Source organism: Streptomyces sp. NBC_01092 (assembly GCF_045039535.1).
Taxonomy (GTDB): Bacteria; Actinomycetota; Actinomycetes; order Streptomycetales; family Streptomycetaceae; genus Streptomyces.
The window spans coordinates 7,803,714-7,826,561 of the sequence record NZ_CP108659.1 but is presented as its reverse complement, the minus strand read 5'-3'; the positions used below and the strand labels follow the sequence as shown (position 1 = coordinate 7,826,561).

Sequence of the window (22,848 nt, the reverse complement as noted above, 5' to 3'; positions counted from 1 at the left end):
GGATTCCGGGGTCTGACGTCCGGATCCGGCCCGTCCTCAGTCGGCGGCGTTGGCGGGCACGGGGACCTGTGCAGTCCCTCCGGACCCGCGGTCGTTCTCCTGGCCCCCCGTGGCTGCGTCCACGTCGTCTTCGCGGTCTTCGTCGTCCGCGGCGGGGTGTCCCGTCGTCTCCCTGAGTTCCGCGATCGCGGCCTCGAAGTCCTCGAGCGAGTCGAAGGCCCGGTAGACCGAGGCGAATCGCAGATAGGCGACGAGGTCGAGCTCCTGCAACGGGCCGAGTATGGCCAGCCCCACGTCGTGGGTGGTCAGCTCGGCGCTTCCGGTGGCCCGCACCGCCTCCTCGACCCGTTGGCCGAGCTGGGCGAGCGCGTCCTCGGTGACAGGCCGTCCCTGGCATGCCTTGCGCACACCGTTGATGACCTTGGTACGGCTGAACGGCTCGGTGACTCCGGACCGCTTGATCACCATCAGCGAGCATGTCTCCACCGTCGTAAAACGACGGGAGCAGTCAGGACACTGGCGGCGCCTGCGGATCGACGTGCCGTCGTCGGTAGTACGGCTGTCGACGACACGGCTGTCGGGGTGCCTGCAGAAGGGACAGTGCATAACTCCCAACCCTCCTCACAGCAGACTCAATAGCCTCGCTGGGCCTCATGGGCCCCGCGAAGCAGCCCCAAGCATAGGCGATCTCCGAGGGTCCGAAGACCGGGGGGACCACAACTTCTGGGCTGCTGCTGCAATCCAACCACTAGATGTGGGGATTGGCTCATACATCCAAGCCGTTCGCGCGTGTCGCACAGGCATGGCATGTGTCGTACGGCCACACCTGCTCGCCGCACACTCCTTTGCACAGCCGTATCGCTGCAGCACATACGGAGATAGCGTGAGCGCCGCACGGAGGGGACGTAGGACTCCCGCACAGACTGGGGGTCGGTTCCCGGTTGAGCTGATCTCGGATGGCAGACTGGGGCAACAACCCACGAGGTCGTCACCCCGGCGGTGAAGAGTACAACAATGGGCCCTTTTGCCCGCCGGACAGCTCGTCAGCCATACACCCCGACACGCGATCACGTAAGCCGATCCGCGATTTTTCACTCGAACGTGTGTTTGGCGCAACCTTTCGAAAGCAACTACCGTTGTGCAGCAGGGAGACCATCGAGAGGGGCCGACGTGACCACCACCGCAGACAGTGCCACCATCACTGCCCAGGACCGCTCCCAGGGCCGACTCGAGCCGGTGCATGCGATGAACGAAGCCATGAATCCCGAGGGACACAAGCGCTCCCTGCCGGGTCGACCTCCCGGTATCCGGGCGGACAGCTCAGGGCTCACCGACAGGCAGCGCCGCGTGATCGAAGTCATCAGGGATTCCGTGCAGCGCCGTGGCTACCCGCCGTCGATGCGGGAGATCGGCCAGGCGGTCGGCCTGTCCAGCACGTCCTCGGTCGCGCACCAGCTGATGGCACTGGAGCGCAAGGGCTTCCTGCGCCGCGACCCGCACCGCCCGCGCGCGTACGAGGTGCGCGGCTCCGACCAGGCCGCCTCCGTGCAGCCCACCGACACCGCCGGCAAGCCCGCCGCGTCGTACGTCCCGTTGGTCGGCCGCATCGCCGCCGGTGGCCCGATCCTCGCCGAGGAGTCGGTCGAGGACGTCTTCCCTCTCCCCCGCCAGCTGGTGGGCGACGGCGAGCTGTTCGTGCTCAAGGTTGTCGGTGACTCGATGATCGAGGCCGCGATCTGCGACGGCGACTGGGTCACGGTCCGCCGTCAGCCGGTCGCCGAGAACGGCGACATCGTGGCCGCGATGCTCGACGGTGAGGCCACCGTGAAGCGCTTCAAGCGCGAGGACGGCCACGTCTGGCTCCTCCCGCACAACTCCGCGTACGAGCCGATCCCCGGCGACGACGCGACCATCCTGGGCAAGGTGGTGGCGGTGCTGCGGCGCGTGTGACGGCTGCGGCGGGCGAACCCGAAAGGCGTCGCCCTCTGACCGGGCCCCGGGACCCCTGCGCCGGTTCCGGGGCCCTGTGCTGTCTCGAGGCTTGTGCCGTTCCGGGCGCATCAGGGTCGCGGGGACCCGGCGTCGGCGGTCTTTGCATCGGTGGTTAGCCTGTCGCGGCGCCGCGACAGGCTAACCACCGATGCCCGTGGCTACTCTGCCTCCGCCTCCGCCAGCTTCGCCGACGCGTCGATCGCGGTCAGCGACTTGCGGACCTGGTTACGGTCCGTCGTGTACCAGAAGTCGGGCAGTGACGCCTTCAGATAGCTCCCGTATCGCGCGGTAGCCAGCCGCTGGTCCAGTACGGCAACCACACCGCGGTCCCCCGATGCCCGTACGAGGCGGCCGGCGCCCTGGGCCATGAGCAGCGCGGCGTGGGTGGCGGCGACCGCCATGAAGCCGTTGCCGCCGGCATCCTCCACCGCCTTCTGGCGGGCGCTCATGAGCGGATCGTCCGGGCGCGGGAACGGGATCTTGTCCATGACGACCAGCTGGCAGCTGGGGCCGGGCACATCGACGCCCTGCCAGAGCGAGAGCGTGCCGAACAGGCAGGTCTTCGGGTCGGCCGCGAAGTTCTTGATCAGCTCACCGAGCGTCTCCTCGCCCTGGAGGAGGATCGGGAACTCGGGGATGCGGGAGCGGAGCTCCTCCGCGGCCAGCTGGGCGGCCCGCATCGACGAGAACAGGCCGAGCGTGCGGCCGCCGGCCGCCTGGATCAGTTCGGTCAGCTCGTCGAGCATGTCCACACGGTCGCCGTCCCGCGCAGGGCGCGACAGGTGTTTGGCGACATAGAGGATGCCCTGCTTCGGGTACTCGAAGGGCGAGCCGACATCGACTCCCTTCCACTGCGGGACGTCGTCGCCCTCCGTGCCCTCCGGAGCGAGCCCCAGGGAAGCACCGACGCCGTTGAAGTCGCCACCGAGCTTCAGAGTCGCAGAGGTCAGGACGACGGAGCGGTCCGTGAAGAGCTTCTCTCTCAGAAGGCCCGACACCGACATGGGAGCCACGCGAAGGGACGCCCCGAAGCGGTCGTGACGCTCGTACCAGACGACGTCCCACTCGGAGCCGTTGGTGATCCGCTCCGCCACGTCGTGCACGGACTCGACCGAGGCCAGGGCCTGCTTGCGGACCGCGTCCTCGTCCTGCACGGACTTGTCGCGGGTCGCGCCGATCGCGGAGATCACAGTGCGGCAGGCGTCACGCAGCGCCATGAGGGCGTAGGCGAGATCTTCCGGGATCTCCTCCAGGCGGCCCGGCAGGGCCAGCTCCATCAGCCGTTCGAAGCCCTCGGCGGCGGTCTGGAGCTGGTCGGCAGCCTTCTCGTTCGCCAGCTTCGCGGCGCGACGCACGGCGCGGTTGACCTGACCCGGGGTGAGTTCGCCGGTGGCGACTCCGGTGACACGGGAGACCAGTTCGTGCGCCTCGTCGACGATCAGGACCTCGTGCTGCGGGAGGACCGGGGCGCCCTCGATGGCGTCGATCGCGAGCAGCGCGTGGTTGGTGACGACGACCTCCGACAGCTTGGCCCGCTCACGGGCCATCTCGGCGAAGCATTCCGCGCCGTACGCGCACTTCGTAGCACCGAGGCACTCACGCGACGACACCGACACCTGCGCCCAGGCGCGATCGGAGACGCCGGGCGCCAGATCGTCGCGGTCGCCCGTCTCCGTCTCGTCCGCCCAGTCACGCATCCGCAGCAGGTCCTGGCCCAGCTTGCTGGTGGGTGCGGCGGCCTCGAACTGGTCGAAGAGGCCCTCCTCCTCGTCCTGCGGGACTCCCTCGTGCAGGCGGTGCAGACACAGGTAGTTCGACCTGCCCTTGAGCATCGCGAAGTCGGGGCGGCGGCGCAGCAGCGGATGCAGCGCGTCGACGGTGCGGGGCAGGTCCCGCTCCACGAGCTGGCGCTGAAGGGCCAGGGTGGCGGTCGCGACGACGACACGCTCCCCGTGCGCGAGCGCGGGCACGAGGTAGCCCAGAGACTTTCCGGTGCCGGTGCCGGCCTGGGCCAGCAGATGGGTACCGCCGTCGATCGCCTCCGCGACGGATTCGGCCATGGTCACCTGGCCGGGGCGCTCCGTGCCGCCTACGGCGGTGACGGCGGCATGCAGGAGTTCGGGGAGTGAGGGCTTTGTCATAGCGCGACCACCCTACGGCCCGGCACTGACAAATGAGCGACCACGGTGGGGACGGGGGCTGGATCAAGACCGGGGAGGCCTCGGGCGGGGATCGGGGCGGTTCGGGTGGATGCGGGATTGGTTCGGTCGAGGTCAGAGAGGGATCTGTTCGAGGTCAGGGATGGTTCGGTCGGGGTCAGGAACAGTTCGGGTCGGTGTGGGGTCGGCTTGAGGGTGGCTGGGCGGGTCGGCTTAGGGGTGGGTGGCCGGGTCGGCTTGGGGGTGGGTGTGGGTGCGGTTCGGTGCGGTCGGATGGGCGCCAATTGCGATCAAGGTCGGTCAGCTCCGGCCAGATCGATTCGGGAGCCTGTGGCGAGCACCGTTGCACCGTGGAGTCCGCCCTGTGCACCGCCGATTCGAGCAAACCGACCCGGTCTCGGGAGAGATCGACTCGGCCTGAATTCGGTTCGCCAGAAGTGGGAACCGGGTCGACGCGAGCGGTGTACCAATTGTGACGACGTTGCGACGCGGCGTCACATCAGATGACGCAGGCTCCGGTCTCGGATCATGAGGGCGGCCCGCTTGGCGGGCAGGTCGATCTCGGCAGAGAACCGGAATCCGGCGGTCAAGAAGGCGGCGACGGAAGGGGTGTTGCGAATGTCCGGTTCGGCGACGACGCGAGCGCAGGCGGGCCGCTTGTCGAGTGCGAGATCGGCGACGGCTCGGAGAAGGGTCCCGCCGAGGCCCCGCCCTCGATCGCCCACGGCACCGATAAGAAGATGGACACCTGTGTCATGGGGCCTGGCCGGGTAGTGGCGGGCCAGCGGGTCGAGGTCGGCTCGGTAGATCTCCCAGTAGCTCATCGGCGTTCCCTCCAGCAGGCCCATGCACGGGACGCTGCGTCCGTCGTCGCCGAACAGCTGGGACCGCAGATGCTCCTCGATGGCGTTCTCCGGTCCGGCGAGGCCCCAGAACGCCGTGACGGCGGGGTCGTTCATCCACCGGCTGACGATCGGAAGGTCTCGCTCGATCCGCACGGGGACGAGGTGCAACACCCCTGCCGGTGTGCTGACCGGTCCCCAGTCGGCGACGGTGCCGAGCAGGTCGTCAGTCTTCGGGAAGGTGGACGGAGATGTAGTCCGAGTCGCGCACAGGCCTGGTCCTTCGCCTGCGCCTACGCCAGCGCCAGCGCCAGCGCCAAGGCTTCGTCTCCCGCCGACACCGGCGTCTTCCATGAAGAGCGCCACGAATTCGTGGGGCAGGTGCAGGTCCAGCGTGTCCTCAGTGTCTGCACCCGCGTCGGCAGCTGGGCCGATACGGCTCTCACGAGTGGTCGGGCTCGTGGCGATGCCGTGGTCGAAGGCCGGGGCGGTACCTGCGTGGGCACTCGCGTCGGTGGGAGGCACAGGGACGCTCCTCTCAGGAAGCGGGATGGGGCATGTTCCTCAGGAATGAAGGGGGTTGGCGATGGTGACGTAGACGGACTGGGTGTCGACCGGGCCTACGAGTTCATCGAGGCCGTGCATACGGGTCAGGAGATTGGCCTTGCAGCGCAAGACCGGTGAGTCGAGCAGCCGGGCAGGCAGCGACGTCCGCAGCCGGGTAGGACCGGAGGCCACTTCGCCGAGGAAGCGGCGGAAGGCGGCGAGTAGCAGCTGTTCGTCGACGAGGCGCTGGGAGCCGAAGGCGCCGATGAGACCGAGCACGTTGTTGATCGCGAGGTAGTACGCGAAACGCTCGTCAGCGACCTCGTCCGAGACGAACGTGTCGCTGTGCTCGCCGATGCCGGGCAGCCGGGCCACCAGCTCTGCGCGCCGTGACTCGCGGAAGTAGTAACCCTGGTTGTCGCGGTATCGGCCGCCCGAAGGCCAACCGTCACCGTCCAGTAGGAGCAGGGTGTTCTGCTGGTGCGCCTCCAGGGCGACGCCGGCCTCGGCGTCAAGCCACAGCACTGGGCGAACGACATGTTCGAGGTAACGCAGGAACCACTCGGCGGCAACGGCCCCTCGGGGGCGACCGGTTTGGGCAGCGAGACGGGTGACCAGCTCGGCAAGACGGGACCGATGAGGCTGCCTGTCCATCGGGCGTCGGGCTGTGATGCCGAATTGCGAGTGAGGAAAGTGAGGGAGAGGTGAGACGAGTCCGGATACGCAGGACACATCGTTGGAAGGCCGGAAGGGGTTGTGCCGGATCATCACGTCCAGACCTGGCACCGGGGCTCCGTCCAGCCCGTCGACGGCAAGCCAGGCCGGGTCGCGAACGATGTCGAATGCGGGGTGCGCGGCCTGCCACTGCGTCGAGAGACCGGTACGCAGGAGTCGGTGGACCTCCACCCCGCGGTGCAGTTCCTTGCGGAGGTTCTCGCGACGGGAGTTGGTGATGCGCAGGCCCAGCGACAGCTTGAGCATGGCCGGGGCGCCGGGCCGGTGGACGGTGCGTACGGAGGAGGTGGGATGCCAGGGCATGCCATGGTCGCCGAGGTCGACAAGCAGTCCGGCATCGAGCAGGGCGGCGGTTGCGGGGCGGTTCCTGACCTCGCGCAGTTGCCAGGGATGGAGCGGCAGGGCTGCGTAGTCGGCGGGCAGCGGCAGGTCAGGGCCGGCAAGTCGCACAGTGAGCTGGGGCGCGGGGACGGGGCGACCGCGTTCGGTCCATGCCGAGTCGGTGGCGAGCAGGGAGGGGGCGACAGCCAGCCAGTGCAATGGGAAGGAGCCGCGCAACTCGGGTGAGTACAGGCGGGCTTCAGTCTCGGAGAGGCCTTCGCGACTCTTCGGCGTCGGGTGGTGCGGGTGTCCGAGCAGGAGCGCTTGCTCGGCTGCGAGGAACAGGTCGGGGCTGTTGGCCGGGTTGTCCCGGCGATCCCTGATGAAGGTGACGGTTCGCTGGGTGGAGTCGGCTACGCGGGCGACGAGGTCGGTGGCGGCGGATGTCGGGGGGATTGCGAGGGCTGTGGGTGTCGATGCGGAGGAGGAGACCCGGGGCACGCCGTCGGGCACCGAGATGGATGGAGCGGGAGCGTCGATTGAGGCGAGGGAGGTGGTGGAGTCGCAGACGGTGGACTCGGAGTGAGAGGGCAGCGTCTCCCTGGTGAGGAGCGCGGCGAGGGTGACTGCGTCGATCGGCGGGGACTGGTTCGGGGCGTCGGCCAGGTGTGGGAGGCCGAAGCGGTGCCATCCCGTCGGGGACCAGTAGTGGACCGGGGTAAGCAGGGCCGTGCCTGTGGCAGGCAGCGGGATGCGGAGGATTCCGTCGTCGGGTGGCGGGACGTTCGTCTCGCGTACCCAGCAGCGGATCAGGTTCTCCACGGCGGCGGCCTGGGCTGCGGTGTGCGGGTCGGGGTGCTCCAGGAGGTCGGAGGAGGCGCCGTACAGCCGCTCGATGGGTGGGGCGCCTGCTTGCGTCTGCGTGCGGGACGGTGCCTGCACGGGAGCGGCTCCATCAACCGACGCAGGGTCCTGCGGCGCGTCTCCTGTCTGCGGGGCGTCTCCTCGCGGCGGGGCGGCGGGACGGCGGACGGCAGTTGTGGGGGTGCTGTTCAAAGCTGGTCCTCTTGCGATGGTCCTCTTGCGGTGGTCCTGACTCGCGCGCCGACAGCGGCTGGGTGCGCTGTGCGTGGGGGGCGCGGACTGGAGAGCCGCGTTCCGGAGGTACGGGTGGAGGGGGTGTCTCAGTTGGAGGCGAGGTTGCGAGGGGCGTGATGCTTCGCTTTGTAGCGAGCGGTCGTCAGAGGCAGGCGGAGCTGACAGGCGACGGCGCGAGAGAACAGATCGGTGTACGCGCCGACGCGCCCACGACGACGGGCGCGCTATCCCGCCCGGTCGGCCTGGCCGGCCCGATCAGCGCGATCGGCTCGGTCCGCGACGTCAGCCCGGTCCGCGCCGCCGGCCAGGTCGACATGTCGGCGCTGTCCTGCGTTCGGGCGTTGCAACCGGCCGTGACCGATCTGGCCGCGGGATACCGCGTCCACCGCGTCGGCGAGTCGGTCGAGTACCGCGGTCGCCTGCTCGTCGCTGATGGTCAGGGGTGGGAGGAGCCGTACGACGCTGGAGTGGCGGCCGCCGAGTTCGATGATCAGGCCGCGTCGCAGGCACTCGCGCTGGATGGCGGCCGCGAGTTCGGGGGCGGCAGGACGAGGGTGGCGATCCGGGCCTTGCATCGACGTCGCTGCCGTCGGTGCGGTCCCTGCCGTCCGGCCGACGTGGGCGACGCCGGCCGGCGAACCGCCCGCAGTGTGGACAGGGTCGAGGTCCATGAGGCCCCCAGCCCGCCCGGGATCAGCCGAAGCGCCCGGCATCGCCTGGTCAACCGCTCCTCCACGCCAGTCCGGAGCGGCAAGCCTCTCGCCCTCACCCGCCAGAGCCGCCGCCCGCTCCACGTCACGCTCGGGTTCGGCCTCTGGCTCCACCACCTCGACCCCGATCATCAACCCCCTCCCGCGCACATCCCCCATGCAATCGAACTCTGCGGCGAGGCCGCGGAGTTGGTGCAGCATCCGCGTGCCCAGGTCGGCCGCGCGCTCGGCGAGGCGGTTCTCGCGGACGTAGGCGAGGGTTGCCATGCCGGCGGCCATGGCGAGTTGGTTGCCGCGGAAGGTGCCGGCGTGGGCGCCGGGCTGCCAGGCGTCGAGGTCGTCGCGGTAGACGATGACGGCCAGGGGCAGGCTGCCTCCGATGGCCTTGGAGAGGACCATCACGTCGGGGGTGACGCCGCTGTGCTCCACCGCCCAGAAGGAGCCGGTGCGCCCGACTCCCGTCTGGACCTCGTCGGCGATCAGGGGAATGGACCGGTCGGCCGTGATCTGCCGCATGCGCCTCATCCACTCGTCCGGGGCTGGGATCACTCCGCCCTCGCCCTGGACGGGTTCGAGGATCATCCCGGCGGGGCGGCGGACGCCCGACTTGGGGTCGTCGAGGACGGACTCGGTCCAGCGGGCGGCGAGTTCGGCGCCGTGTTCGCCACCGACGCCGAAGGGGCAGCGGTAGTCCTGCGGGTAGGGCAGGCGCGCGACCCGTACGTCGAAGGCGCCCCCGGATGCCTCGAGCGCGCCTGCGGTCATCCCGTGGTAGGCGCCGCTGAAGGCGAGGATGCCGGTGCGTCCCGTCGCGGCCCGGACGAGCTTGAAGGCGGCCTCCACGGCGTCGGTGCCGGCCGGTCCGCAGAACTGCACGCGAGCGTTGTCGGCGAGGCCGGGTGGCAGGGTGCGGAACAGCTCGGTGATGAAGGCGTCCTTGACGGGCGTCGCCAGGTCGAGGACGTGCAAGGGCGCACCCGAGTCGAGGACCTTGCGGATGGCTTCCAGGACCACTGGATGGTTGTGTCCGAGCGCCAGCGTCCCGGCGCCGGAGAGGCAGTCCAGGTAGCGGCTGCCGTCCGCGCCCTCGATGGTCAGCCCACGTGCACGCACCGGCACGATGGGCAGGGCACGGGCGTAGGTTCGCGCCGCCGACTCGCGGGCCGACTGCCGTCGCAGGATCCCCTCGTGTACGGCGCCCACCCCCGCCGACTCGGACGTACCCTCGCGCACAGATTCGGTCACGGCCATGGCTCCCTGTCCTCCCGCTGTCCAGGGGCGAGCAGGTGTTTCGCATCCTCGCCCGACCCGACATACGAAGCCCCGCGAGTGTCCACTCGAAACTCCGGGGAACTGGGCACAGGGGGCCGCTCACGGACGGCAGGCCCCCCACGGCTACCAACCCCGGACCGGTCACCGGGTTACGGGTTGCTTCGAGATCATTGCCGAGTCGAAACCGTCGGCGGTCAGGGCACAACCGCGGTCGTTGGGGCGCCCGATGTGCACGGTTCGGCGGCTGTGCGGTTGTCGCGGAGGCGGTTCCGCTCCGAGCGTCGCCGCCGCGACCGGGTCGCCTCGCGGCCATTGGGGTTGCGGACGGCGGGTCGCCCGCCGCCCCGGCGAGTTCAGCGGCGACAGCGCCCCGCCGTCCCGCGAGGTAGCGCGGAGTTCATAGGCTGCGCGAATAAGGTCACCCATTCCCGCATGGGCAGCCTGATGCGATGTCATCACCCCCCGTGCGGCGTCGACACCTCAGATCGATACGGCGTTGGCCCGAACCGGCGCCGACCATCCTGGCTCCGGACGGCCCTGGTCCGGACAGCCCACTGCCAAGCGCCGCATGCCGTCACGCCCCCGTGAGCCCATCCACGAGAGAGCGTGAACTCCGCACCATCGATGGCAGGGCGGAAGAAATTGACGGGCAGCCCGGAGCCGCTCCAGATCGGGCGCGTAGGACCCCACGAGCACGCTGGTCAAAGGTCTGTCGGTCACGAGTTTCTCTCCGTGACGTCCGAGGACGCCTCGACCGAGGGGGCGGCGACCACAGCCGGAGGCAGGCCGTCCGGTGCCGGCGCGACGGATGCCGCCCGGTCGGCGCGTCGGTCGCCGAGCCTGAGGTAGAGCAGGGCGGCGCCGGTGACCGCGAGGGGCCACAGGAGGTACCGGCCCGACATGAGCAGCATGATCACCACGGCCACGAGGGCGACGTTCGCGGACGCACGGGCCTTGCCCCGCTTCGGCAGCAGCCGCAGGGCGGCGGCCACACCGACCGCGTACACCGTCACGAACGAGCCCGTCGTCAGGAGCACCAACGGGCGGGCCCCCACGTCGGCCAGGGTCACGGCGCCCAGCGACAGCAGAGCGAGCGACGAGACGACGCTGAGGCTGCGGCGCGGCACTTCGCCGGCCGTGCTGCCGCGGGTGAGCCAGGCCGGCAGCGCCCCGTCCCGGCCGAGCGCGGCGCCGAGCTTGGCGGCGCCCGCGAAGTAGGCGTTCATCGCGCCGAGGGTGAGCAGGAGTGCCGCGACCGCGGCGAGCAGGCGGGCGTTGCCGCCGATCCCCTGGGCCATGAGTTCGCCGAGCGGCGCTTTGGCCCGGGCGGCATCGGGCCCGAGCACGGCGATGACCGCGAAGGCCACCGCCAGGTACAGCACGCCGACGATCACGACCGCGGCGGTCGTCGCCCGCGGCAGGTCACGGCTCGGGGTGCGGAACTCGCCCGCAAGGTGGGTGATCGCCTCCCAGCCGGCGAAGCTCCACACCAGCAGGGCCGCGGCGGGCGCGATCGCCGTCCAGCCGTGCGGTGCGAAGGGCCGCAGGTTGTCGGCGCTCGCGTGCGGCAGCGACAGAGCCACCGCCACCAGCAGCAACGCGACGAGCAGCCCGGCCAGGGCGAATTGGAACCGTCCGGTCACGCGCACGCCCACCGCGTTGGAAGCGGTGACGACGATCATCAGCCCGACCGCCGTCACCGTGGTGGTGGTGCGTCCGCCGCCGAGCGCCGCGGACACGTAGGCGCCGCCGAACAGGGCCGCCGCGCTCGCTCCCGGAGGGACCGCGAGGTAGAAGCACCAGCCGACCACGGCGGCCGTGCGGTCGCCGAACGCCAGGCGTGCGTAGTGGGACACCCCGCCGGCGTCCGGGTGCCGTGCGCCCAGTGCCGCGAAGGTCGCCGCCAGCGGGGCCGACAGCAGCACGAGCGCGAGCCACGCGAGCAGCGAGGCGGGGCCGGCGGCCTCGGCGGCGAGTGCGGGCAGGGCGATGACGCCGGTGCCGAGGACCGCGCCCACGTACATCGCCGTGCCCTGGACTGCGGTGAGGCGGCCCGTCGGCCGGCTCGCCTTCGTTTCGATCGTCTCGGAGCCCATGAGAAGAAAGGGTTCCCGAGCGTGATCAGCGGGCACAAGCGGCAGAAATGACATGGTGCGCTAAATTTCTGCCATGGAGCGACATGTTGTGGCCGTCGCCGTGACCGACGGTGCCCCGACGTTCGAACTCGCCGTTCCGTGCGAGGTGTTCGGCATCGACCGCAGCGACCTGGTCGACCCCTGGTACGAGATGCGGCTGACTGCGGCGCAGCCCGGCCCGCTGCGTACGGCGACCGGACTCGTCGTGCCCACCTCGCACGGCCTTGACCAGCTGGCCGAGGCCGACACGGTGGTCGTGGCCGCGTGTCCGCGGGCCGTGCAGCTCGATCCCCCCGCCGAGCTGCTGCAAGCCGTACGCAGGGCCCATGAGCTGGGCCGGCGCATCGTGTCCATCTGCTCCGGCGTCTATGTGCTGGCCGCGGCGGGGCTGCTCGACGGGCGGCGGGCGACGGCGCACTGGATGCACGCGATGGACTTCAGCCACCGTTTCCCCGATGTCGAGTTCGACCCGACGTCCCTCTACATCGAGGACGGCACGATCCTCACCTCGGCCGGCACCGGATCCGGCATCGACCTCTGCCTTCACCTGGTCCGTCAGGACTTCGGCTCCGCGGTGGCCAACGAGGTGGCCCGGCGCATGGTCGTACCGCCGCACCGCGAGGGCGGCCAAGCCCAGTACGCGCGGCCGCCGGTCCGGGTGCGCAGGACGAGCGACACCCTCGCGCCCGTTCTGGAGTGGGCCCGCCACCATCTGCACGAGCAGCTGACGGTGCCGCAGCTCGCCCGCGAGGCGGCACTGAGCGAGCGCACCTTCGCCCGCCGGTTCCGTGAGGCCCTCGGCACGACGCCCCTGCAGTGGATCCTCCAGGAACGCGTCCGGCTCGCCCAGGAGTTGCTGGAGACGACCGACGACGCCGTCGAGAGCGTCGCGCAACGCACCGGCTTCGGCAGCGCGACCAACCTCCGCTACCACTTCGGCCGGCTCACCGGCGTCTCACCGCAGACATACCGCCACGTCTTCCGCCACCGGACGGCACAGCAGCGACGCGGGCCGTCCGCATCCTCATCGGGGGCGCGCACCGGATGAGGTGAGCCGTGCCCGCGCGCGAGCGACGCGGAATGCGGAATGGCGACCGGCTCCGACTACGACGCCGAGCCACGACTGCGGCGCCCCGTGAATCCGTAACTCCGTGACTCCGTGACAGCCGCAATCCCGTCCCCCAAGCCCCCGATTCGGCGTCCCCTCACACAAGTTGCCAGTTCAGACGCCCCGTAGCGAAACCGTTGCCGTTCCGTCGGAACTCCCCCACAGCGAGCGCATAGTGTGTGGTGCCGTCCCAACGCGCCGTGACAGCACGCCGGACCAGCGAGCGACCAGCAAGCCTCACGGCCGCGGCACCACACACGTCACCTCAGGGGGAGACAGATCATGCGATCGATACGGCCGTCGTTCACCGCCCGTCGGGGGAGGAGCGCGCGCCGCAGAACCTCCCCGCTGCCCCTGGTCGCGCTCGCCGCGGCGCTGGCGCTCACCGTCACCGCCTGCGACTCGGGCGACGCCGAGGCGGGCGGCGAGGCCAGTGCGTCCGCCGCGGCCGGGGGCGAGGGCGAGATCACGATCCCGGACGACATCAAGGACAAGCTCAAGGAACACGGGATCGACCTCGACAAGTGGAAGGACGGCGCCTGGAAGAACTGGGACCGCGACGACTGGCTGCGCGAGGCGAAGGACTACATCAACCCGATCATCGAGGGCCTGTGGGACCCGGACCGCATGCGTGAGGCGGAGGATCCGGACCGGGGCGTCGACGAAAGCGACCTCGCCGGTGACCAGGGCGTGACCGACCCGACGCCGCAGCCGGTGGACGCGCAGGCCGTGTCGCCCACGTACCACGCCAACGCCCCCGAGGCGGGCAAGGTGTTCTTCGACTCCCCCGAAGGCACGATGGTCTGCTCGGCGACGGTCGTAAAGGACCCGGCCAACCCCGGCAAGTCCAACATGGTGTGGACGGCCGGCCACTGCGTGCACGCCGGCAAGAGCGGCGGCTGGTACCGCAACATCGCGTTTGTCCCGTCGTACAACGACAAGGCCATGGGGGCGGCCGCGATGAAGGGCGCCACCAGGGAGCAGGTCGCCCCCTACGGCGTCTGGTGGGCCGACTGGGTGCAGACCTCGGACCAGTGGATCAAGCAGGGCGGTCCGACGGGCGGGGACGGCGCGCCGTACGACTTCGCCGTGCTGCATGTGAAGCCGGAGGCCGGCGGCGACGGCAAGTCCCTGGAGGAGATGGTCGGTTCGGCCCTCCCGGTGGAGTTCAACGCGCCGGCCGTCCCGGACGTGGAGAGCATGAAGGCGGTCGGCTACCCGGCCGCGGCGCCGTTCGACGGCGAGAAGCTGTACCAGTGCGAGGACAAGCCCGGCCGGCTGTCGCTCACCGCGTCGGACCCGACCATGTACCGCATCGGCTGCACCATGACCGGCGGTTCGTCCGGTGGTGGCTGGATCGCGGCGGGCTCGGACGGCAAGCCCGCGCTCGTGTCCAACACCTCCATCGGTCCGGTGGATTCGGGCTGGCTGGCCGGTCCGCGGCTGGGCAAGGAGGCCAAGGCGGTCTTCGACGGGATGGGCGAGAAGTTCGCCACTCAGTGACGATCACCAAAGCCCGGAGTTGACAGCACCGACGGCGGTGGGACGGTGGGGAGAAACCTTCACCGCCTCACCGCCGTTCGCTCTCAACTCCACGGGCATAGTGGGTTGTCGCGTCCGAGGGGCCGCACGGGAGAGGCCGCACCCGGCCCCGCCATGGATGCCCCCGCGCGCCGCGCACATGCCATCAAGGTGCCAAGCAGCAGCACGCTTCAACGGGGGTTTCCGCACCATGCGTTCCACACCTACGCCCGCAACTCCATGCCGCAGGCGGCGCTTCGGCCTCACCGCCGCCACCGGCCTCTTCGCCGCGCTGGCGCTGACCGCGACCGCCTGTGACGGCGCGGCCGACTCGGCCGGCGCCCGGGCCGACGCCGCCGCCTCGAAGGCCGCGGAGGCCGCGGAGGCCGCGGAGGCCGGCGACGGCAAGATCCAGATCCCGGCCGAGATCGCGGACAAGCTCAAAGAACACGGGATCGACCTCGACAAGTGGAAGGACGGCGCCTGGAAGGACTGGGACAAGGACAAGTGGCTCAGCGAGGCCAAGGACTTCGTCAACCCGGTCATCGAGGGCCTGTGGAAGCCTGACCGGATGCAGTCCGCGAAGGAGGCCAACAAGACGGTCACCACGCAGGACGCCTCGGCCGACCAGGGCGTGAGCGACCCGGAGCCGGCGCCCGTCCAGGCCACGGCCGAGAAGACGCCGTACCACGAGAACGCCGCGCCCGTCGGCAAGGTCTTCTTCGACACCCCCGACGGCCCGGCGGTCTGCTCCGGCACGGTCGTCAAGGACGTCAACCACCCCGGCAAGTCCAACCTCGTCTGGACGGCCGGCCACTGTGTGCACGCCGGCCAGGGCGGCGGCTGGTACCGCAACATCGCCTTCGTCCCGGCCTACAACGACCTCGGCAAGTCCCAGGCGGAGCTGGGCAACGCCACGCCCACCGAGATCGCGCCCTACGGCAACTGGTGGGCCGACTGGGTCTCGACCTCGAACGAGTGGATCCAGGGCGGCTCGGAGACGGGCGGCGCGGGTGCCGCGTACGACTACTCGGTGCTGCATGTGCAGCCGGAGGCCGGCGCGAAGTCCCTGGAGGAGACCACCGGCGCGCTGGACGTCGACTTCTCCGCCCCGTCCGCGACGGAGGTAGCCACGATGGGCGCCTGGGGCTACCCGGCGGCGCCGCCGTTCAACGGCCTGCAGATGTTCAAGTGCGCCGACCGACCGGGCCGTCTCTCGCTGAGCCCGGCCCTGCCGACGATGTACCGCATCGGCTGCACCATGACCGGCGGTTCGTCGGGCGGCGGCTGGTTCCGGGTGCTGAACGGCAACACCACGCTCGTGTCCAACACGTCGATCGGCCCGGAGGACAACACCTGGCTGGCAGGCCCACAGCTGGGCACGGGTGCCGAGTCGGTGTACCAGTACATGAGCAAGACGTACGGCGGCCGCTGACCACCGCGCGCAGACAGCACGGAAGGCCCGCTCCCCTGCGACAGGGAGCGGGCCTTCAGCAGTTCTACGACGCCCTAAGCAGTCGGCATACGACGGCTCAGGCAGCCGGCATACGACGCCTCAGGCGGTCGGCGTCGGAACGTACGGCGCGAGATCCGCCGCCAGCTCCTCGTGCACCCGCACCTTGAGCAGCGTGCCCTCCGGGGTGTGCTCCTCGGAGATCACCTCGCCCTCGGTGTGGGCGCGGGCGACCAGCTTGCCGTGGGTGTACGGCACCAGCGCCTCGATCTCGACGGACGGCCGCGGCAGCTCGTTGTCGATCAGGGCGCGCAGCTCGGCGATGCCCTGGCCGGTGCGGGCGGAGACCGCGATGGAGCGCGGCTCGATCCGCATCAGCCGCTGAAGCGTCAGCGGGTCGGCCGCGTCCGCCTTGTTGATCACGACGACCTCCGGTACGGCGATCGCGCCGACGTCCCGGATCACCTCGCGCACGGCGGCCAGCTGCTCCTCCGGGTTCGGGTGCGAGCCGTCCACCACGTGCAGGATCAGGTCGGACTCGCCGACCTCCTCCATGGTGGAGCGGAACGCCTCGACCAGGTGGTGCGGCAGGTGCCGGACGAAACCGACGGTGTCGGCCAGCGTGTACAGACGGCCGCTCGGCGTCTCGGCCCGGCGCACGGTCGGGTCCAGGGTCGCGAACAGGGCGTTCTCGACCAGCACCCCCGCGCCGGTGAGGCGGTTGAGCAGGGAGGACTTGCCGGCGTTCGTGTAGCCCGCGATGGCGACCGAGGGCACCTTGTGGCGCTTGCGCTCCTGGCGCTTGATCTCGCGGCCGGTCTTCATGTCCGCGATCTCCCGGCGCATCTTCGCCATCTTCTCGCGGATCCGCCGCCGGTCCGTCTCGATCTTGGTCTCACCGGGACCACGGGTGGCGAGGCCGCCGCCCTTGCCGCCGCCCATCTGCCGGGACAGCGACTGACCCCAGCCTCGCAGCCTCGGCAGCATGTACTGCATCTGCGCGAGCGCGACCTGCGCCTTGCCCTCTCGGGACTTGGCGTGCTGGGCGAAGATGTCGAGGATCAGCGCCGTACGGTCGATGACCTTGACCTTGACGACGTCCTCGAGGTGGATGAGCTGGCCCGGGCTGAGCTCACCGTCGCAGATGACGGTGTCGGCGCCGGACTCCAGGACGATGTCCCTGAGCTCGTCGGCCTTGCCGGAGCCGATGTAGGTGGCCGCGTCGGGCTTGTCGCGGCGCTGGATCACGCCGTCGAGCACGAGAGCGCCCGCGGTCTCCGCGAGGGCGGCGAGCTCCGCCAGCGAGTTCTCCGCGTCCTGCGAGGTCCCCGAGGTCCAGACACCGACGAGCACGACCCGCTCCAGACGGAGCTGGCGGTACTCGACCTCGGTGACGTCCTCGAGCTCGGTGGAGAGGCCCGCCACACGGCGCAGAGCCGCACGCTCGGAGCGGTCGAACTGATGGCCGTCCCGCTCTCCGTCGATCTCGTGGCTCCAGGCGACGTCCTCTTCCATCAGGGCATCGGCCCGGCGGCCGTCGGCATAGGTCTGCGTGAAGCTCTGCGCGTCCTGGGAAAAGGAAGAAGAGGAGGTCATTGGGTCCTTACGTCGATCGGGAATCCACTGGTGGCGGCGGTGGCAGCGGCGCTGCGGAACGCATCCGCGGCACCTCGAAACCTGGTCCGTCAATGCTCACAACGCACGAGCGCCCCGGGAGATTCCCCGCGGGCCGTGCCGCGCCGACCAAAAGATGGTCGCACGGCACGGCCCGTCTCGTCATCGCCTTATTTCCTCGCTGATTTCCCAGCCGACTTCCCGCTCGACTTCCCGGCTGACTTCCCGGTCGACTTCCCGACAGGCTTCCCGGTCGTCTTCGTGGGTGCCTTCTTGACCGCCTTCGTGGCGTCCACCGACTTCCACTCCGGCTGACCGGGCATCGGCGGGGTCTTCTCGCCGTACAGCCAGGCCTGCAGGAACCCGTCGAGGTTGCGTCCGGAGACCTCCTCCGCCAGCGCGACGAAGTCCGCGGTCGAGGCGGCACCGTCGCGGTGACGGCTCACCCAGGTGCGTTCCAGACTTTCGAAGGCCGCTCGGCCGATCTCCTGGCGCAGGGCGTAGAGCACCAGGGCCGCACCGTCGTAGACGTTGGGCCGGAAGATCCCGTTCTTCTTGCCCGGCGAGGGCGCCTTGGGCGCCGCGGGCGGTCCGCCGGCCGCGCGCCAACGGTCGGACGCGGCGTACGCGGCCTTCATCCGCGCCTCGAACGGCCGGCCCGCCGTCTCCGCCGCGTACAGGGCTTCGTACCAGGTGGCGTGCCCCTCGCTGAGCCACAGATCGGACCAGGTGCGCGGGCTGACGCTGTCGCCGAACCACTGGTGCGCCAACTCATGCACCATGATCGACTCGACGTACCACTTCGGGAAGGCGGGCTGGGTGAAGAGCTCCCGCTCGAACAGGGACAGCGTCTGTGTCTCCAGCTCGAAGCCCGTGGAGGCATGGGCCATGAGCAGGCCGTACGTCTCGAACGGGTACTGCCCGACCTTCTTCTCCATCCAGGCGATCTGCCCGGGGGTCTTCTTCAGCCACGGTTCGAGCCGCTCGCGGTCCTCGGCGGCCACGACGTCCCGCACGGGCAGCCCGTGCGGACCCTTGCGGTGCACCACCTTGGAGCGGCCGATGGACACCTGGGCGAGCTCGGTGGCCATGGGGTGCCGTGTCCGGTACGTCCAGGTCGTCGAGCCGCCCGCGCGGTCCACGTCGGTCGGGAGGCCGTTGGCGACCGCGGTGTAGCCGTTGGGCGCGGTGACCCGGATGGTGAACAGCGCCTTGTCGGAGGGGTGGTCGTTGCACGGGAACACGACGTGCGCGGCGTCGGCCTGGTTGGCCATGGCCAGCCCGTCCGCGGTCCGCACCCAGCCCCCCTCGCGTTCCTTGCCGTAGACGGGGTCGCTGGTGTGCCGCACGGTGATCCGCATCCAGCTGCCGTCGGGCAGCGTCTCCCCGGGCGTGACCACCAGGTCCTCACCGGCGCTGCGGAACGACGCGGGCTCCCCGTCGACCTCCACGGACTCGACCTTGCCGTGGGCGAAGTCCAGATTGACCCGCTCCAGATCCTCGGTCGTCCACGCGTCGATGGTGGTGACGGCCTGGAGGGGCTTGTCGTTGGCGCCGGGGTAGGTGAAGGCGAGATCGTACGACGCCACGTCGTAGCCGGGGTTGCCCAGCTGCGGGTAGAGACGGTCACCGATGCCCAGGGGCGTGGCGGGAGCGCCGGCGGCGAGCAGGCAGAGGGAGACGGCGGTGGCGAGCATCGCGGGCACCTTGCGGCGCCGACGGGAACGCGGGGCGCGCTGAGCCTCGTTGGGGGGGTTGAGCAGCATGAACCAGGGCTATCAGCGCACAAGCACAGGACGTCGACGACGCGCGCCCGCCACACTCGAACGGGTATATCAGGTGGGTGCACGCCCGAGCGGTTGTGCAAGGCAGGTGCGCGTCGCGCGGCCGCGCCCTCACGCCCCCTGCGTCTGCGGCTGAGCCCTGGTCACGTCGTACACACCGGCCACGTTCCGCATGGCCCGCATCAGTCCCGGAAGCATGGCCGCGTCCGGGAGTTGGACCGTGTAGGTGTGGCGCACCCGCTGCTGGGTCGGCGGCTCGACCGTCGCCGAGACGATTTCGGCGCCCTCCTGAGCCATCGCTTCCGTGAGGTCGGCCAGGAGATGCGGGCGAACGAACGATTCGGCGACCAGCGTGACCCGGCACTCGGCGGTGTCCCCCCAGCGCACGCCGACCTCCGCGCGCCCCGCGCCCTTCATACGTGCCACCGCGGCGCACTCGACGCGATGAACCGTCACCACTCCCCCGCGCACGGAGAATCCGGTGACCTCATCGGGCGGCACGGGCGTACAGCAGCCGGCGAGACGCACACTCGCACCGGCCCGGTCGACGAGAACGTTGGCGGCGGACCGGCCTCCCTGCCGCACGACCGACCCCTCCCCGGCGGCCGCCGAGCTCGTGGGCCCCTCCGCCTCACCCCGGAAGGCCACCCGAGCGTCCTTCGCCTCCACGGCTCCCTGCGCGGGATGCGCGGCCAGCCACCGCTGGATGGCGATCCGGGCGGCAGGCGTGTGGGCGTGCTCCAGCCACTCCCTGGACGGCTCCGAGGCCGGGTCCTGCCCCATGAGCAGCTGCACGGTGTCGCCGTCCCGCAGCACCGTGCTGAGCGTCGCCAACCGCCCGTTGACACGCGCCCCGATGCACGCGTGCGCGTCCTCCCCGTACTGCGCGTACGCGGCGTCCACACAGGTCGCGCCCTCGGGCAGCCCGAGCGTGCCGCCGTCGGGTCGGAAGACGGTGATCTCGCGGTCCTGGGCGAGGTCCTCACGCAGCGTGGACCAGAAGGTGTCCGGATCCGGGGCCGCCTCCTGCCAGTCGAGGAGCCGCGACAGCCAGCCGGGACGCGTGGGGTCGGCGCGCTCGCCGTCACCGGCCAGGGCCTGCTCCTCGGCGGAGGGGGTGTAGGGATTGCCGAGCGCGACGACACCGGCCTCGGCGGCCTTGTGCATCTGGTGGGTACGGATGAGGACTTCGGTGACCTGACCGTCCTCACGGGCGACGGCGGTGTGCAGCGACTGGTAGAGGTTGAACTTGGGAACCGCGATGAAGTCCTTGAACTCCGAGACGACGGGCGTCATACAGGTGTGCAGCTCGCCCAGCACGCCGTAGCAGTCAGCGTCCTCGTTCACCAGCACCAGCAGCCGCCCGAAGTCGGCCCCGCGCAGCCGCCCGCGCTTACGGGACACGCGGTGCACGGAGACGAAGTGCCGTGGCCGGATGAGAACTTCGGCCGGGATGTCGGCTTCGCGCAGGACCCCGCGCATCTGCTCGGCCATCTCCGCGAGCGGATCGTCCGCGCGGGAGGCGTTCTCGACGATCAACTCCCGTGTGTGCTCGTACTCCTCGGGATGCAGGATCGCGAAGACCAGGTCCTCCAGCTCCGTCTTGAGCGCCTGCACGCCGAGCCGCTCCGCGAGCGGAATGAGCACGTCCCGGGTCACCTTGGCGATGCGGGCCTGTTTCTCGGGACGCATCACACCGAGCGTGCGCATGTTGTGCAGCCGGTCGGCGAGTTTGATCGACATCACGCGGACGTCGTTGCCGGTGGCGACGAGCATCTTGCGGAAGGTCTCGGGCTCGGCCGCGGCGCCGTAGTCGACCTTCTCCAGCTTGGTCACGCCGTCGACGAGGAAGCGCACCTCCGCGCCGAACTCCTCACCGACCTGATCGAGCGTCACATCGGTGTCCTCGACGGTGTCGTGCAGCAAGGACGCCGTCAAGGTCGTGGTCTCGGCACCGAGTTCGGCGAGGATCAGGGTCACCGCGAGGGGGTGTGTGATGTACGGCTCACCGCTCTTGCGCATCTGGCCGCGGTGCGAGGACTCCGCCAGCACGTAGGCGCGGCGCAGGGGTTCGAGGTCCGCGTCGGGATGGTGTGCGCGATGGGCGTCGCCGACATGGCCGATCGCGTCGGGCAGCCGGTCGCGTGAGGCGGGGCCGAGCAGCGCCGCCCGGCCGAGGCGGCGCAGATCGATGCGGGCGCGGGTCTTCCTGCGCGGCACGACAGGCGGCACAGCGCCTGCTACCGGGCCTGGCGTCGCGGAATTCGCGGCCTCCGCACTCATGGGCACCTCCGGCTACGTGGACCGGCGGACGGGGTACCCCATGGCGGACACGGCTCAGGGGATGGTGACTTGTCCCCCGTCCGGGCCGGTGCTTGATGCTACCGAGCCCATCACGTGCGACTGACCGCCTCTCGCCGAGCGTGAAACGGATCACCCATTCGAGCGAGGGTTTGCAGGTTTACGGTTTTGCGCCACGCGACCAGCCGCGGTTCGCGATTTCCAACGCCTGCAGGGCGTCAGAACCCCTACTCCCCAGCCATGGACGCCTCAGGGCCGCGCTTCCCAGCCCCCGCACACTCAACGAGCGATGGTTTCCAGCCACTCCGCATCGAGCTCACCTTCGGCCACGATCACCGCGGGACCGGTCATCTCGATCTCGCCGTCCGGCCGCTCGGTGATCACGAGGGCGCCGCCGGGCACATCCACGGTGTACGTCGCGGGGGTACCGGTCACCGACGGGTCGACGCCGTCCCGGCGCGCGGTGGCCACAGCGACGGCACACGCGCCCGTGCCGCACGACCGGGTCTCTCCGGCGCCGCGCTCGTGCACGCGCAGGGCGACATGGCGCGGGCCGCGGTCGACCACGAACTCGACGTTGACCCCGTCCGGGTAGGCCGAGGCCGGGCTGAACGGCGGCGGGGAGTACAGATCGCCGGCGTGCTCGAGGTCGTCCACGAAGGCGACCGCGTGCGGATTGCCCATGTTCACGTTCCGTGCGGGCCAGCTGCGCTCGCCGACGCCGACCGTCACGTCGCCTTCGGGGAGGCGGGCCTTGCCCATGCCGACGGTGACCTCACCGTCCTTGGCGATGTGCACGCTCTTCACGCCGCCGCGGGTGGCGATCTTGAGGTCACCCTCGGTCGCGTGACCAGTGCGCTGGAGGTAGCGGGCGAAGACGCGTACGCCGTTGCCGCACATTTCCGCGACCGAGCCGTCGCCGTTGCGGTAGTCCATGAACCACTCGGCCTCGGCCGCCATGTCCTTGGCCTCGGGGTGGGCCGCGGACCGCACGACGTGCAGCAGTCCGTCACCGCCGATGCCCGCGCGGCGGTCGCACAGGGCGGCGACGGCGGCCGGGGGCAGGTCGATGACGTTCTCCGGGTCCGGGACGATCACGAAGTCGTTCTCCGTGCCGTGACCCTTGAGGAAGGCGATCCGCGTGCTCATTCCTCGATCGTACGGGAGCGCTCCGCCGGTGGGGCCGAGGGAGAGGGAGGGTGCGGGACGGTGGGTCTGCGCGGGTCGGATGGGGCTGATCACGCCCACGCGGCGAAG

The 22,848-nt window shown here is 70.4% G+C and carries 14 protein-coding genes; 4 read left to right on the top strand and 10 right to left on the bottom strand.

The annotated features are described in order from the left end of the window. Positions 1-36: 36 nt before the first annotated feature. Positions 37-606: a transcriptional regulator NrdR gene (nrdR, locus tag OG254_RS35585; protein ID WP_147994168.1), complete on the bottom strand. Its 570-nt coding sequence runs from the start codon at positions 604-606 to the stop codon at positions 37-39. 564 nt (positions 607-1,170) lie between these two features. Between nrdR and lexA the strand changes: the two genes are divergently transcribed. Next, a complete protein-coding gene (lexA, locus tag OG254_RS35580; RefSeq protein WP_093911680.1) occupies positions 1,171-1,950 on the top strand; it encodes a transcriptional repressor LexA in 780 nt (259 codons plus the stop codon). 200 nt (positions 1,951-2,150) lie between these two features. Here the strand turns inward: lexA and OG254_RS35575 are convergent, their stop codons facing one another. The 5 genes from OG254_RS35575 to OG254_RS35555 all read right to left on the bottom strand — a co-directional run bounded on the left by OG254_RS35575 (position 2,151) and on the right by OG254_RS35555 (position 11,771). Continuing rightward, a complete protein-coding gene (locus tag OG254_RS35575; protein WP_405590083.1) occupies positions 2,151-4,133 on the bottom strand; it encodes an ATP-dependent DNA helicase in 1,983 nt (660 codons plus the stop codon). Positions 4,134-4,645: 512 nt separating this feature from the next. Further along, positions 4,646-5,518, bottom strand: coding sequence for a GNAT family N-acetyltransferase (locus OG254_RS35570; RefSeq protein ID WP_405590080.1), 873 nt, complete (start codon positions 5,516-5,518; stop codon positions 4,646-4,648). 39 nt (positions 5,519-5,557) lie between these two features. Continuing rightward, on the bottom strand, positions 5,558-7,651 hold the full coding sequence (locus tag OG254_RS35565) for an IucA/IucC family protein (protein WP_405590077.1): 2,094 nt from the start codon (positions 7,649-7,651) through the stop codon (positions 5,558-5,560). A gap of 266 nt (positions 7,652-7,917) precedes the next feature. Next, positions 7,918-9,654 (bottom strand): diaminobutyrate--2-oxoglutarate transaminase family protein, encoded by a 1,737-nt coding sequence (locus tag OG254_RS35560; RefSeq protein ID WP_405590074.1) that lies wholly within the window; start codon positions 9,652-9,654, stop codon positions 7,918-7,920. 737 nt (positions 9,655-10,391) lie between these two features. After that, on the bottom strand, positions 10,392-11,771 hold the full coding sequence (locus tag OG254_RS35555) for an APC family permease (protein WP_405590072.1): 1,380 nt from the start codon (positions 11,769-11,771) through the stop codon (positions 10,392-10,394). Positions 11,772-11,844: 73 nt separating this feature from the next. Here OG254_RS35555 and OG254_RS35550 point away from each other — a divergent pair, with 73 nt between their 5' ends. The 3 genes from OG254_RS35550 (at position 11,845) to OG254_RS35540 (ending at position 15,874) form a co-directional block, all read left to right on the top strand. Continuing rightward, the gene (locus OG254_RS35550) at positions 11,845-12,858 is read left to right on the top strand and encodes a GlxA family transcriptional regulator (protein ID WP_405590069.1); all 1,014 of its coding nucleotides are present in this window, start codon (positions 11,845-11,847) and stop codon (positions 12,856-12,858) included. Between the two features lie 342 nt (positions 12,859-13,200). Further along, entirely contained in the window at positions 13,201-14,421 is a 1,221-nt protein-coding gene (locus OG254_RS35545) for a trypsin-like serine peptidase (protein WP_405590066.1), read from the top strand. A 229-nt stretch (positions 14,422-14,650) separates the two neighbouring features. Continuing rightward, positions 14,651-15,874 carry a trypsin-like serine peptidase gene (locus tag OG254_RS35540; protein WP_405590064.1) on the top strand — a complete coding sequence of 408 codons (1,224 nt, stop codon included), beginning with the start codon at positions 14,651-14,653 and terminating at the stop codon, positions 15,872-15,874. Positions 15,875-15,994: 120 nt separating this feature from the next. Here the strand turns inward: OG254_RS35540 and hflX are convergent, their stop codons facing one another. The 4 genes from hflX to dapF form a co-directional block, all read right to left on the bottom strand. Continuing rightward, positions 15,995-17,488: a GTPase HflX gene (gene hflX / locus OG254_RS35535; RefSeq protein ID WP_351200415.1), complete on the bottom strand. Its 1,494-nt coding sequence runs from the start codon at positions 17,486-17,488 to the stop codon at positions 15,995-15,997. Between the two features lie 188 nt (positions 17,489-17,676). Next, complete coding sequence (locus tag OG254_RS35530; protein ID WP_405590061.1) at positions 17,677-19,272, bottom strand: M1 family metallopeptidase; 1,596 nt, start codon at positions 19,270-19,272, stop codon at positions 17,677-17,679. A 129-nt stretch (positions 19,273-19,401) separates the two neighbouring features. Continuing rightward, positions 19,402-21,573 carry a RelA/SpoT family protein gene (locus OG254_RS35525; protein ID WP_405590058.1) on the bottom strand — a complete coding sequence of 724 codons (2,172 nt, stop codon included), beginning with the start codon at positions 21,571-21,573 and terminating at the stop codon, positions 19,402-19,404. Positions 21,574-21,870: 297 nt separating this feature from the next. Beyond that, on the bottom strand, positions 21,871-22,740 hold the full coding sequence (dapF, locus tag OG254_RS35520; RefSeq protein ID WP_405590055.1) for a diaminopimelate epimerase: 870 nt from the start codon (positions 22,738-22,740) through the stop codon (positions 21,871-21,873). Positions 22,741-22,848: the final 108 nt, after the last annotated feature.

Coding starts and splice junctions, on each gene's coding strand:
- OG254_RS35540 (WP_405590064.1), top strand. CDS start 14,651: ATGCGTTCCACACCTACGCCCGCAACTCCATGCCGCAGGCGGCGCTTC.
- OG254_RS35545 (WP_405590066.1), top strand. CDS start 13,201: ATGCGATCGATACGGCCGTCGTTCACCGCCCGTCGGGGGAGGAGCGCG.
- OG254_RS35555 (WP_405590072.1), bottom strand. CDS start 11,771: ATGGGCTCCGAGACGATCGAAACGAAGGCGAGCCGGCCGACGGGCCGC.
- OG254_RS35530 (WP_405590061.1), bottom strand. CDS start 19,272: ATGCTGCTCAACCCCCCCAACGAGGCTCAGCGCGCCCCGCGTTCCCGT.
- OG254_RS35575 (WP_405590083.1), bottom strand. CDS start 4,133: ATGACAAAGCCCTCACTCCCCGAACTCCTGCATGCCGCCGTCACCGCC.
- OG254_RS35550 (WP_405590069.1), top strand. CDS start 11,845: ATGGAGCGACATGTTGTGGCCGTCGCCGTGACCGACGGTGCCCCGACG.
- hflX (WP_351200415.1), bottom strand. CDS start 17,488: ATGACCTCCTCTTCTTCCTTTTCCCAGGACGCGCAGAGCTTCACGCAG.
- dapF (WP_405590055.1), bottom strand. CDS start 22,740: ATGAGCACGCGGATCGCCTTCCTCAAGGGTCACGGCACGGAGAACGAC.
- nrdR (WP_147994168.1), bottom strand. CDS start 606: ATGCACTGTCCCTTCTGCAGGCACCCCGACAGCCGTGTCGTCGACAGC.
- OG254_RS35525 (WP_405590058.1), bottom strand. CDS start 21,573: ATGAGTGCGGAGGCCGCGAATTCCGCGACGCCAGGCCCGGTAGCAGGC.
- OG254_RS35560 (WP_405590074.1), bottom strand. CDS start 9,654: ATGGCCGTGACCGAATCTGTGCGCGAGGGTACGTCCGAGTCGGCGGGG.